We start from the raw sequence: 12,569 nt of genomic DNA on the forward strand, positions 1-12,569 counted from the left end.
CCTGTCGTCAGATCTTCAGGATGTATTCGGGTTCAATCCGCCCCATGGCGATGTGCAAGATTGCGAGCGCGTTACCGCTCAGACGGCCCCTTCGGTCGACATATGGCTCGGGCCAAAGGCTCTTTGCGAGGTTGGCTGCAATATTCCTGAACATAAGGGGAAGCGCGAAAGAGGCCGGAACTGTCCCTTTCCTTACCAAGTAGACCGCGTTGGCGACCTGGGAGTAGCCGAAACGCTTCCCGCTGACGCGTCCCGTTTTTATTCCGAGATGAACGCCCGTGATCGACGTCACGCACACAACCCGACCTCTGGATCTCATCTGACTTGTGAAGTCGATGTCCTCCTGCCAGCCATAAAGGACGAGGCGCTCGTCGAAGCGCAGATCGGCAACCAGCGAGGAACGGAACGACATGTTGCATCCGTAGGCGCCGACATGGTCGATCACGCACGGTCCATTCAGTGTTCGGTCTTCCGATTCCTTGAGTGCAGCTTCTGCATCCTCCCAGGTAAGACCGGCATTGCTGGCGCCGTCCTTGACCACCCTGCCCATCACAACCGCCCATCCTTCGTTTCCAGCAAAAGCCTGCTCGACCTGCCCCAGGTATCGGGTGGACGGGACGAAATCGTCGTCGAAGAATGTAATGATGTCGAAGCGCCCCAACGAGGGCACAAGAGCGGTGTTGCGTTGGGCAGCCAATCCTTTCGGACCGAAAACGCTCGATACCGGGAAGGGACAGCCGTCCGGCACTTGGATGTGTGTGGCGTCGGGTGCCGACAAGATGACCTCGTCGGGTGGTCTTGTCTGCGCGCCCAAATATCCTAGCAGGCGAGCAACTTGCTCGCTGCGGCCCAGGGTCGGGATAATTACCGCGAGTTTCATGTTTCTTCCAGGCATTGCTTCCCTGACCCTATGATGACGCGAGGGCTCAAGCAGCCTGCATAAAAGTGGGCTCGACCAACGCGGCCTACCCCCGGCTACCGGCTTTTGACGTATTTCCTCCAAGCGGCTCACAACCATAAGCGGTAGGGCGGAATACTAGCTGGCAGCAGCGCGCGACCGTTCGGACAACTTGCGATCGTCCTACGACAAAACAGAAACTAAGGCCCTCAAAGGGGAGGGGACAGCCATGCTCCATGAACGTTCTTCCGACCTGGCCATCGCGGCCAAGGTCGAAATGCCGATCGAGGAGTTCCCGGCTGCTGCGGTGTCGGGCTTCGACAGATATACCAGGATAGCGGTCGTTCACGACTGGTGCCCGAATTTCCGAGGCGGCGAACGAGTTCTAGCGCAGATCTGCAAGCAATTTCCCAATGCAGAGGTGTTCACACTGTTCGATTTTCTTCCGGCTGAGGTAAAAGAGCAATACTTTCGCGACGTGGAATTTCACGCCTCTGCGGCCAATCGGATACCAATGGTACGGAAATTTTACCGGTCGCTCTTCTTCTTTTGCCCTTTTTTGATCGAGCAGTTCGACGTGACCGGCTATGATGCTGTGATCTCGTCTTCGGCCGCATTCTCCCGGGGCGTGATCACCAGACCTGATCAGCCGCATCTGTGCTATGTGCACAGCCCCGTCCGCTATGCCTGGGACGAGCAATTCTCCTATCTTCAACAGGGCAAGCTCGGCTTCGGTCCGAAGGGACTACTCTACCGCTATATGCTGCACCGTCTGAGGACGTGGGATACCAGAACCGCGCACGGTCCGGACCTAATGCTGGCGAATTCAAACTATGTCCGTTCCCGAATACAGCACATTTATGGGCGGGACGCGCGGGTTGTTTTCCCGCCCGTTTCGCTGCAGGAACTGCCCTGCGTCGAGGCTAAGGACGACTACTACGTCTCTGCGTCCTTCCTCGCTCCCTACAAGCGCACCGACCTCGTGATCCGGGCTTTCAACGAGATGCCGTCGCGACGCCTGGTCATAGTCGGCGAAGGACAGCAGTCAGCCAGCTTACGATCGCTGGCAGGTCCGAACGTCACATTCTCGGGGTTCCTTCCTCGCAAGGAATACATCGATACGCTTGCCCGGGCGAAGGCGATGGTCTTTGCGGGCTGCGAGGACTTCGGCATCGCGCTCGCAGAAGCGCAGGCGTGCGGGACGCCGCTGATTGCTTTCGGCAGAGGCGGCGCGGTCGATATCGCGCGGGGCCTGGGGGCAAATCCCGAGCCGACGGGGGTGCTGTTCAAGGCTCAGACCATTGAGCACCTCAAGGACGCGGTCAAACGCTTTGAGGAACACAGCCACTTGATCACGCCCCAGGCCTGCGCCAAGAACGCGCAGCGCTTCTCGGAAGAGACTTTCGACCGGGCCATGATCGCGTCCATGGGAGCGGTCCAGGCACTTCACGGGATCATGTGAGTTCACGCAGCCTGACGATATTGGCTTGTGTATCGATACCGTCAGCAAGAGCCATTGCCTGCAGGTAGCGCATGGCGCTTGATCTCCAGCTATATGCCGAGGCTCTGGCTTGTCCCTTTCTTATCAACTGCGTGCGTAGGGTCCCGGAATTGTGGAGTTCCATGAAACGATCGAACCATGCCTGCGGGTTGTCGGCAGCAGCATAAAGGGCTGCGTTCCCGCAGACCTCTGGCAGGCTGGCGCGTTCGGACACGACAACTGGACAGCCGAGCGTCATCGCTTCGACAACCGGAAGACCAAAGCCTTCTGTCAGGGAAGGAAAGGCCAGGCAAAGCGAGTCCGTCAACAGCGCAGCCAACTCGTTGTCGCAAATGCGTCCGAGCCAATGGACGTTTCGGGCATCAGCTCTGACCCCTCCTGTTTTGAAAATGGGCGCATCCGACATACCGACAACCGCGATCTTCAGTCCAACATTGCCGAGGCGGTCTGCCATATCGAGGATGAGATTCACATTCTTGTGGGGTGCGGCGCTGCCGATCATGACGATGGTTTCGCGCGAGGCTGCCAATCGTGTCGCTGCCGAGTGTTCAGGCTTCCAGAGCAAGGCATGTTCATGGCCGTTAGGCGCGACGAAGACCCTGCGCTGTGCGACGATGCCCCGTCGAACCAGTTCGCCCCGTGAAAAATTGGAAACCGTCGAAATGCTGCTCGCCATCTTGCCGAGGCATGGCAGCAGGGCTTTATAGGCGGTCCTGAAGCCAAGTGAATAGCTCTGTGGGGCATTCCAGACATTTGCGTCGTGGATGCACACGATATGCTTGCGCGACAGAACCGGCCCGGTATTGCACAGGCTGAGTAGCCCGCCGCCGTGAAGAGAGGCGGCTAACCGGGTCTGCTCCCAGAGATGCCCACCCCTACTGCCGATCTCGCAACGCTCGATAGAATTGAGCGGGATGTCCGAGCTGCCCGGTGGGCAGTGAAGCCTGAGCTCAAGCCCACGGGTGAGCGGCGCCTGCTCGGTGATCAGCGCGTCCAGCGAACGGACTATCTCTCCCGCATAACGCTGGACGCCCGTTGTCGGTTGGGAAAGGAAACGTCCGTTGATTGTCCAGTGCCGTGCCATGCCACCCTCTCGCTATCCCTAGTTTTAAACCGCCAGCGCGTGCGGTCACTACGGCCGTTGGGTCATCCGGACGCGCTGAGGGTCATCCAGCCAGGCGAGGGCGAGCGTTGAAAGTACCTCAAACGTTTGAGGGCCGCTGTAGTTGCGAGAGTGTTAGTCTGGCTATTGATCCGGCAATGTGGGGGAGGCCATGGGCAAATCTGAGTTCAATGCGGCGCCGGCGGTGCAGTCCGGGAATTCGCGTCGGCACAGCCCCGCCGCGGCCGTGGCAGGGTCGCTTCCCGACGGCTCGCAATACCTCATTGGCCATCCCGGCCGGATAGCGGCGGACTTCGCCCCCCCCAAGCGGCGGTGGACGATAAACGGCGATTTCACGACGCTTCGACGCAATGGAATAGCGCGTTACGCCCACGAGGTGACATTGGCTCTCGATGCCCTTATTTCCGAAGGGCATCCGTTGGGTCGCGACCTTGAGATCGATCTGGTGGTGCCGCGCCCGCCGGCCGAACCTCTTCGCCTCAAAGCCATCTCGATGCGGGTCGTCCCTGAGTTCAACAGGCCCCGACTTCCCCAGTTCTGGGTGCAGGCGCAGCTGCCCTGGCATGTGCCGGGAGGCCTGCTCAGCTTTTGCAACCTCGCACCCGTCGTGCTGAGGCGCCAGATCGCATGCATCCACGACATGCACACGAGATTGATGCCGTCGAGCTACCCGAGAGGGTTCCGTTGGGCACACCGCCTGATCCTTCCAATGCTAGGCAGGCGGGCTGCAAGGATCACGACCGTTTCGAAGCTCTCCCGCAGCCATTTGGTCGGGTTCGGGATCGCACGCGAGGAAAACATCGTCGTCACCTACAACGGCAGCGATCATGCCACGAAATGGGATGCAGCAAGATCCTCCCTGACCGTCAATCGCGGCAGGCCATATGTCGTTTGCCTGGGCCGGGGGGATCAGGAATACAAGAATATGGGGCTTCTCGCTAAGCTCGCATCGGTTCTAGATGGGATGGGTCTCGACCTCTGGATGCCTGGTGACGTCGACGAGACCACGGTGTTGCGTCACGTCCCCGAAATGCCATCGAACATCGTCCTTCTTGGGCGCGTAAGCGATCACGACTTCAAAAAGGCGCTCGAAGGCGCGCTCTGCTTCCTGTTTCCATCAAGGATAGAAGGCTTTGGGCTGCCCGCTATCGAGGCAATGGCGTCGGGTTGCCCGGTTATAGCCTCGACTTCGCCCTGTCTGCCTGAAATCTGTGGAGATTCCGCGCTCTATGCGGACCCGGACGACGTTCAGTCATGGGCCGATAAGGTTCGCCAGCTAGCGGTCGACCCGGATTTGCGCAAGCGAATGGTTGGCAAGGGCCACACCAGGGCGAGCAGCTACTCCTGGCGTTGGATCGCATGGAAGTATCTCGAACTTATGATCCAGGTCGACGCGGATTTCGGGGAAGTCTAGGGCTAACCTACCTCAAGTGCAGCTCCTCCAAGGTTGCCGCGCGAGCTCATAACAATTTCGATCGATCCCCAGCACCCACCAACGCTCATCCGGGTGCTCTATCGGAATGGCGGCAGTCAAACAGTCATGCCCCCTGATGGCTAGGTCATGGCCTCCAAAGGAGGTAGTGCGAAGCTTCCCATCCCCGTATAGGCAAATTGCTTCAGCAGCCCGCAGTTCCGACAATCGCGATAACAACTGTCATACAGGAGGGCATGATGGCCATGTCGTTTCGTTTCGCAGCCGCGGCTGCTTTGTTGCTGACAGGCTCCGCGCCCGCATGCGCCGATATGATCTGGGGCGTGAACGGCCATCCGGTGGTTTCCTACCCGGATGTTCCAATCGAAAGGCAACTCGATTTCGTCAGGGACCTCGGAGTCAAATCATATCGGGTCAATATCACAGCGGCAGCGGAAGGAGATACTCTTGCTCGGGTGGTAAAGGCCGGTAAAGAAAGGGGGATCGAAATACTGCCCGTGATCACCCCGGGACTAGACCTGGATCAGAACAAGCCGGAAGAGCTTTATAGCCAGGCCCGCGAATTGGCGTCCACCCTGGGCGCCAGGTTCAAGAACGATATCCGCGTTTGGGAACTCGGCAACGAGATGGAGATATATGCCATCATAAAGCCCTGCGAGAAACGCGACGACGGATCGCAATATCCATGCGGGTGGGGTCCTGCGGGCGGAACGGGAGTCCTCGACTACTATGGTCCGCGCTGGGTTAAGGTGAGTGCTGTCCTGAAAGGTCTGTCCGACGGCATGACGGCAGTCGACCCGAGCATAAAAAAGGCGATGGGAACGGCTGGGTGGGGCCATACTGGTGCCTTTGCGCGGATGAAGCAGGACGGGATCGCCTGGGACCTCTCCGTCTGGCACATGTACGGGGAAGATCCTGAATGGGCTTTCCGCGAGATTTCCTCCTACGGAAAACCAATCTGGGTCACCGAATTCAACAACCCCTACGGAAGTCAACGCAGCGAGCGCCAGCAGGCTGACGGCGTCAAGCAGACAATGACACGGCTTCGGGAACTCCAAGACAAGTACAAAGTCGAAGCAGCGCATATCTACGAGCTGCTGGATGAGACCTACTGGGCTCCGAGCTTCGAAGCCAATATGGGACTGGTCAGACTTGCCGCAAACAACGGCAAATGGATAGCAGGTGAACCCAAACCTGCGTACATGGCTGTTCGCGACATCACCCGTGGCCCGCAGCCCCTGCCCAAACCACGCCGGGCGTGCGATGCGGGCGCCAAGTTTGCCGACGGGTTCACCTATATGCGTCAGGTAAATTTTGCTTATTGCCTCGTCCTCGGCCATAACGGCGACGCTGCGGGGTTGGATCGCTGGTCGGCGAGGCTTGAGAGCGGTGACGCCAAGCTCACCACCGTGATCATGGAAATGATCCGCTCCGAAGAATTCGAGGCTAGGTACGCCACGATCGGACTTACCGACCGCGCCTATGTCGCCTTTCTTTACCTGCTGTTGTTGGAACGCCCCGCGGACAACTACGGGATGGAGACCTATACCCGCCAGTTGCGCGGAGGATCAATGACACGCGATGCCATTGCCTTTGGCATCGTCAGCTCGAGCGAATTCAAATCCCGACATGCTGCCATGCGCGAAGCCTCGGATGTACCCGCGCCCGACTAAGCAGGGCAAAGACGCCGGTTATGAAGGTGGCAGGGCAAGTCCTTGATCCGCCTCTCGCCAAAGAGGTGAGGCCACCGCCGGCAGGTCCATCGCATTTCACGGTTGCCGGATCCGCACAAGCATGGCTGTTTCGCGCCGAGCATATGCGACCAGCCGATCGACGCGATCGACCATGCCAAGCCGCACCGACCTGCTCCTGCCAGGGACCCTGAAGGACGAGATCATCAGGCAGAGGCATCACCAGCTGGCCGGGCGCGGATTTGCCAGTCCCTTGTCGTGACATGGACCGCGCCCACGTCGGAGTTGCCGAGATGAAGGCCGTTCTTGCTGCGACGGCCACGGCACGCGCTTCGCGACTGTTGGAAGGACTGCGCAGCGCTCCTGAAGGGATTGGAGAGATCACGCGATCTGCACGCAAAGCCGGCGTGTCCGCCCCAAAGTTTTACGATCACCGAAGTTTGGCGCTTCACACTGTTGAGATGAAGGGAGACCGCTATCGCGCTTGGGCGCGAACGGGACGCCATAGGCAGCGGCTGCGAATGACAATGGCGCAGCAAGCTCAACAAAAATACGGCCCGCCGGGGCTAGTCCACGACGGGCCGCCTGAAACCGCCATCATTCTTGCGCGAGAGCGCCTTCGCCGAAAAGATCGTTCACTTTATAGGCGACCTCTGTCCTGTTGGTTGCCTTCAGTTTTTTCATGATGTTTCGGATGTGCACCTTCACGGTGCTTTCGCGCAGGTTCAGTTCGTAGGCTATGATCTTGTTCGCCTTACCTCGCCGAAGCGCCTGAGCCACTTCAGCTTGCCGGTGCGTGAACATAGCCGTCAACGGACGCGTGTCGCGGCTGCCTGAATCGATCAGATGCCGCATGGAAAGCACGCTGCTGGCCGGCACAAAGATGCCACCCGCCGCTGCAAGGTTGACGGCTTCGACACAGACATCAATACCGACGGAAGTCGGGATATATCCACGTGCCCCGCATTCAAGCGCCGATAGTATTTGTCCGAGATCTTCCGTATCAGATAAAATTATTACTGGGACGGAGCTGAACTCAGAAGAGATGGATCTGATCTCATCTGCAATTCCACGGTCGGTAAACTTACGTCCGCCAAGATTGAATAGGATGGCACCCAGAGGAGGATAAGCGCCCTTCCTTATGCGCCATTCTTCGATCACGCCCATGGCGGCAACGGCCATTCCTAGGTCGTGATCCTCAAGGGCCGATGCAAGACATTCGCGGTCCAAGGCCCTTCCGTCCAGAATAAGGAGGCATTCCCCATGTGCTTGTTCACCTCCCCTTACAATACTGCTCGACGGAGCCTCTGGTTGACTTGCCGAGCCGAGTTTATGCTGTCCGTTTACAGAAATCATGCTAGTACCCCAACCCTTGACTGACACGACGACCTTCTGGCGGCCGACAAAACCCCCTCGAATTCCCGGATTTTCTTGAAGTTTTCTACCCATCCCGCGAGGCCTAGCTGGACTTCTCCAGCTTACAGCGCTCCTCGTCTCCCAAACGCCACCTAGCATTGGATAGTTTATGCTTTACAAGTAGGTGCTAATCTGAGTTAATTTTTGGATAATTTTTTATCACGCCGAGCGAATGTCGCCGGTTGCGCGGGCAACAGTTCTTGAAACGCTGCCTGCAAGCAGTTCGAGATTGGCTGAGCCGTAATGCTCGTCCGATGGGTGGAAGCTGGGCAGACAGGTGCACTGTGGCGTCTTACTTCAAAAGGCTTCGAAATGCATTGCCCCGGACGACTGCCAGCGTCTGCCCGGGCTACGCGTTGTGACCGCGGATGGAGCGAGACAGGATAGGAGCCGTTCGCCCGCCCCGGTGCTTCTCTATCGCTCCGTGGGAGCAGCGCGCCAGGACAGCTTGATAGAAATGCTGCCAGCAGACATGCCGGTAATGGGCGGGGATTGACGCGTGGACCTCAGGCGTTTCCCTGGGGATCCGTGTCACTCAGCCACGGCCCACCCTTTTCATCGCCGCCGGTCACGGTTTCGAAGGCATCGATCAACTTCTTGGCGGCCTTGTTGGCAAGGTGGGATTCAGGATAGTGGGCGCTCACAGCGCGCGCTCGTTCGTAAATTTCTCTCAATTGCATCATCTGCTTGGGGCCAAATGCGCCATGGACAATAACCTGGGCGGTCATACCGCTTATCCTCCTAAACATGGACCTCTAGAGAACCCACCCCGTTGCCAAGAGCTCCCGATAGTCTCCAATTAACACGACCTATGTCGATTGTAAGCAGAACCGTGCTCGCAGACCTGTGTATAAGTGTGACATTCGCCGCCGTCGAGGCGTTCTTTAGTGTGCGGTTGCCAATTAGCCGTTTGCAGGAAGGAGTAGGCCGCAATCCGCACCGGCGGCGTCTCGAAATTTGCCGGAGCTGTTGGCCCACGCGGCGCTAGCGTCTTTTGCGCAAGCAAAAATAACTCGTGCCCGGCGTTTTGCCACCAACCCCTTTTCCAGGCTTGCTGGCACTATAACGGCGCGCGGGATCTGCCGCTGGCTCGGCGCCAGGACATTTGACACGGGACTACGTCGTTTGGCTCTCTTGCCCAAACCATGTGCCTGTCGAAAGATGCCTCATGACATAGCGTTATTCGTCAGCGTCAGCATGCCCAACCGAGAGTGAGGCTCGATCAGCAATGCAGGTTTCTTTACCGGGTCTGCTGGTGTGCGCGGCTATTCTGATCATTGCATACTATTCCCGGGGAGTGCTGATCGTCGGATTGATCGCTTCCCTGGCATTCGGCGCTACGGCGGTCATGACCCTGACTGCTTTGGGAGGGTCATCTCCGCTCATTTTCACCGTGTTCGAGGCTTTGCTCGTCGCTGCCGTCGCTGCCAGACGGCGTATATGGCTTGACTTGGGAAGCGTGTTTGGGAGCATCCGCCCGGTCTGGATCCTTGCGAGCCTCATGGTATACGCAATCATTGGAGCGTGGCTGTTTCCAAGGTTCTTTGCCGGCCAAACGGCGGTTTTCGTCCAGTCGAAAATCCGCGGCACCGTCGTGGAAGCGTCGCTGGCTCCGGTTTCAGGCAACATCTCTCAGACGGGCTATTTCATTCTTGGTGGACTCACGACCATTGCGCTTTGCACCCTGTTGCTGCACGCCGACAGGATAGGCCAGCTACGCCGTGGCTTCTTCTTGTGGTGCGCCCTGCACGCCGGTATGGGGCTGATTGATTTCGTCAGCAAGAATGCCGGCGTGGGCGACGTACTCGCCCCGCTCAGAACCGCCAACTACGCGATCATCAGCGACGCGTACGAGGCCGGTTTCGCACGCATCACGGGACCTTTTTCGGAGGCTTCTTCGTTCGCCGGCGCCTCACTGGCCTGCCTGGCTTTTTCCTATACATATTGGAGAATGACCGGGTCGCGCCTCGCCCAATGGCTCTCGGCAATCCTGATTTTTCTGACGATCCTTTCGACGTCCTCGACCGCCTATGTTGGGCTAAGTTTGCTGTGTATTCCGGTCGCCCTCTCAATGCTGGCATCAGTTCTGCGGGGAAGAGTCGAACGGGAGGAGATATTGATCACGGTGCTGATGGTGCTGGGCGTGGCCGTTGTTATGGGCGTCAGCCTCTACCGGGCCGAAGCGCTGGATCCCTTCGTCAGGCTCATCAACAGCACCATCATCAACAAAGCCGATTCCGCTTCGGGTCATGAGCGCGCTTATTGGAACCTCAAAAGCCTCCAGTCCTTCGTCGACACCAGTGGCCTTGGCGTCGGCTTCGGCAGCTCCAGGGCATCGAGCTGGCCAATCGCGGTGCTGTCCCAGCTTGGCTTGTTTGGCTCTCTGATGCTGGCAATGCTGCTGGGGGTGCTGACCAGGGGATTGGGCGGGGTCCAGCAATGGGTGGCGCCTGAAACGGCTGCAGTTGTAATGAGCATCAGGAACGCCGCTTTCGCGGGCATAATCGCTAACTCCGTGTCTGGTAGCAGCGCCGACCCCGGCGCGGTGTTCTTCATTGCTATCGCCGTCGTCTGCGCCACCAGGGTCAGCGCCTTACGCGCGGCGGCGGATTTTGAAAGTCGCAACAGCTATCCGGCGGCACAGCCCATGCCCGCTATCGATGCTGATCGGCCTTTTGGCGCGGAGACGGGCTGAAAGCGGGGCGTGTCGCGGCGGCGGGCAATTTGCCATTCTTTGATCTCGCGCCGCCCACTGTTTTTGGCCCCCCAATAGGCAAGATAGCCCACGCGCGCGATGTCCCCGGGTACGCTTTGTCATCCCAGCAGAAGGCTTCTCCAGCCCTGCAGGAAGCGTTGTTTAGACGCGCGGCCAGCAACGTCGCGCAGCTCCCGGCTGGCTTGCGCTTTTTCGGCAGGACTCCGTAAAAACGCGCATCGCATCGCCTGTCTGATCGCGACTGTGTCTTTCGGCGCCACTTGTGCGCACACGCCCTCCACGGCTTCCACCAAGGCGCTGTCTTCGGAGACGATGGGCAGCAGGCCCATATGGGCGGCTTCCAAGGCCGGCATGCCGAAGCCTTCCAAAAGGCTCGGCAGGACGAATGCTTCAGCGTGTGCGTATAGCCAGCGCAACTGGGTGTCGGGCACATACCCCGGCATCACAACCCCGGGGATGGAGTTCGCAAGAGCAATGATCTTGTCGCGACCGTCGCCTCGCGGACCGCAAAGCACGTATTTGATACCTTGCTCATAAAACCCGCCATCCCGATATGCCTCAAGCGCGGCGTTCTGGTTTTTGCGTGTTTCAAAGGCGCCGACCGTCAGGAAGAAGGGGCTGTCGATCCCAGGAAGGGCTTCCAGGGGTCCAGTAAATAGACCCGTTCGCACGTATAGCGGAATTGTTGTCAGGAAGCGGAACTGCAGCCCGAAGATCGACACGAAATTATCCTTCGACCAATCGCTGACGAAAACGATCCCGGGTCTGCACCTGCGAATTTTTTCATAGGCGACACGGTAATTCTCGACGGTTACAGCGTCGTAGAGAAAACTATGGCTCAAAGGGCCGACGTCATGGCAGAGCACGATATCTTTTTCAGCCAACTCCGATCTCAGCACAAAGAGCGGATCGAGAAAGACACGCGTGTTGGGGTCAGCGGCCTTGCTGCCGATCAAGCAGCATCGGCTGTCCTTGAGCCAGTTGATTTCCAGCATCATCAGCCGCGCCGCGATCTTGCGGGCCAAGCCTTCGGGAGCGATCGCACCGAGCCGCCAATAGCGAACCCGCGCGTGTTCGGGAACGAATTCTCGGCAAAGATCCTTGGCGATGTGCCAAGCGCCAGTCCGGTTCAATATCGATAGCGAGTTTTCAAGAACTGGACGGCCAACGGCTGCAGCCACGGGCGGCTCTGCACGACCCGATGCAAATCTTTCCGCCGCCCACCTTGGAGCTTGCTGTTTCTCGATATCCAACAACCGTTCACCTGAAGTCGAACCCTCGGCGGCTTTCATCCAATGCACAGTATTGGCAAAAAACCGTCGCAAGTTTCAGTTGATTGTCAAAAGCGTATCGGGTGGCAGCCTATTGTCAACGAAACCACTGGGGTAAGCGCTCCTCTAAAAGAGGAAGTCTGGCCCTAACCTTATTGGCTGATGGTGCGTCACCGGAGATGGAGCAACTGCCTGAAATTCGCGCTTTCTTACGCTTTCGCAATGCCTGCCGACGGCGTAGGCGCAGGCCGACCGCCGCTTGTCAGGCCGCGCGATCAGCTCTGCCTGGGTCCCGGCGCCAGCACCAGGTGTGGTGCAAGATCGTGATCGTCAAACCTCCGCAAGGGCAGGGAGCGGACACAAATTCGTCCACCCGCGCAGGGCTGTCCGGGGAAAGTATCTGGTGAATCGAAATGCCGCATGCGCATGCCCCGTGAGACGGTGGTTTTCCGTCTACCTTCTGGTTGTCGAGACTCAGAAAGGGAACGGAGCATGCGCTTCACGTCTAGCATTCTTGGCAA

Annotated in this window: 9 protein-coding genes; 4 read left to right on the forward strand and 5 right to left on the reverse strand. The window is 58.5% G+C overall.

The window, feature by feature from the left end:
- Window positions 1-7: 7 nt before the first annotated feature.
- Complete coding sequence (locus LB564_RS31025; protein ID WP_140709691.1) at window positions 8-880, reverse strand: glycosyltransferase family 2 protein; 873 nt, start codon at window positions 878-880, stop codon at window positions 8-10.
- Between the two features lie 295 nt (window positions 881-1,175).
- On the opposite strand from LB564_RS31025, the gene LB564_RS31030 reads away from it, so the two are divergent.
- The gene (locus LB564_RS31030; protein WP_224542861.1) at window positions 1,176-2,360 is read left to right on the forward strand and encodes a glycosyltransferase; all 1,185 of its coding nucleotides are present in this window, start codon (window positions 1,176-1,178) and stop codon (window positions 2,358-2,360) included.
- On the opposite strand, the gene LB564_RS31035 is transcribed toward LB564_RS31030, so the two are convergent.
- On the reverse strand, window positions 2,353-3,483 hold the full coding sequence (locus LB564_RS31035) for a glycosyltransferase family 4 protein (protein WP_224542857.1): 1,131 nt from the start codon (window positions 3,481-3,483) through the stop codon (window positions 2,353-2,355). The genes LB564_RS31030 and LB564_RS31035 overlap by 8 nt on opposite strands.
- Window positions 3,484-3,673: 190 nt before the next feature.
- Here LB564_RS31035 and LB564_RS31040 point away from each other — a divergent pair, with 190 nt between their 5' ends.
- The gene (locus tag LB564_RS31040) at window positions 3,674-4,936 is read left to right on the forward strand and encodes a glycosyltransferase family 4 protein (protein ID WP_224542858.1); all 1,263 of its coding nucleotides are present in this window, start codon (window positions 3,674-3,676) and stop codon (window positions 4,934-4,936) included.
- A gap of 254 nt (window positions 4,937-5,190) precedes the next feature.
- The gene (locus LB564_RS31045; RefSeq protein WP_224542859.1) at window positions 5,191-6,627 is read left to right on the forward strand and encodes a DUF4214 domain-containing protein; all 1,437 of its coding nucleotides are present in this window, start codon (window positions 5,191-5,193) and stop codon (window positions 6,625-6,627) included.
- A gap of 615 nt (window positions 6,628-7,242) precedes the next feature.
- Here the strand turns inward: LB564_RS31045 and LB564_RS31050 are convergent.
- Together LB564_RS31050 and LB564_RS31055 are read right to left on the reverse strand one after the other, a co-directional pair.
- A complete protein-coding gene (locus tag LB564_RS31050; protein WP_181173844.1) occupies window positions 7,243-8,001 on the reverse strand; it encodes a response regulator transcription factor in 759 nt (252 codons plus the stop codon).
- 566 nt (window positions 8,002-8,567) lie between these two features.
- Window positions 8,568-8,789 (reverse strand): hypothetical protein, encoded by a 222-nt coding sequence (locus LB564_RS31055; protein WP_140709682.1) that lies wholly within the window; start codon window positions 8,787-8,789, stop codon window positions 8,568-8,570.
- 500 nt (window positions 8,790-9,289) lie between these two features.
- On the opposite strand from LB564_RS31055, the gene LB564_RS31060 reads away from it, so the two are divergent.
- The gene (locus LB564_RS31060) at window positions 9,290-10,756 is read left to right on the forward strand and encodes a hypothetical protein (RefSeq protein WP_140709680.1); all 1,467 of its coding nucleotides are present in this window, start codon (window positions 9,290-9,292) and stop codon (window positions 10,754-10,756) included.
- 119 nt (window positions 10,757-10,875) lie between these two features.
- Here LB564_RS31060 and LB564_RS31065 read toward each other — a convergent pair whose 3' ends face one another.
- Window positions 10,876-12,030, reverse strand: coding sequence for a glycosyltransferase (locus tag LB564_RS31065; protein ID WP_224542860.1), 1,155 nt, complete (start codon window positions 12,028-12,030; stop codon window positions 10,876-10,878).
- Between the last annotated feature and the right edge of the window lie 539 nt (window positions 12,031-12,569).

It is taken from the genome of Mesorhizobium sp. ES1-6 (assembly GCF_020164775.1).
GTDB lineage: Bacteria > Pseudomonadota > Alphaproteobacteria > Rhizobiales > Rhizobiaceae > Mesorhizobium.

Bases quoted from the DNA above. Each gene is read 5' to 3' on its own strand.
- LB564_RS31025 (WP_140709691.1), bottom strand. From the start codon at position 880: ATGAAACTCGCGGTAATTATCCCGACCCTGGGCCGCAGCGAGCAAGTT.
- LB564_RS31030 (WP_224542861.1), top strand. From the start codon at position 1,176: ATGCCGATCGAGGAGTTCCCGGCTGCTGCGGTGTCGGGCTTCGACAGA.
- LB564_RS31035 (WP_224542857.1), bottom strand. From the start codon at position 3,483: ATGGCACGGCACTGGACAATCAACGGACGTTTCCTTTCCCAACCGACA.
- LB564_RS31040 (WP_224542858.1), top strand. From the start codon at position 3,674: ATGGGCAAATCTGAGTTCAATGCGGCGCCGGCGGTGCAGTCCGGGAAT.
- LB564_RS31045 (WP_224542859.1), top strand. From the start codon at position 5,191: ATGATGGCCATGTCGTTTCGTTTCGCAGCCGCGGCTGCTTTGTTGCTG.
- LB564_RS31050 (WP_181173844.1), bottom strand. From the start codon at position 8,001: ATGATTTCTGTAAACGGACAGCATAAACTCGGCTCGGCAAGTCAACCA.
- LB564_RS31055 (WP_140709682.1), bottom strand. From the start codon at position 8,789: ATGACCGCCCAGGTTATTGTCCATGGCGCATTTGGCCCCAAGCAGATG.
- LB564_RS31060 (WP_140709680.1), top strand. From the start codon at position 9,290: ATGCAGGTTTCTTTACCGGGTCTGCTGGTGTGCGCGGCTATTCTGATC.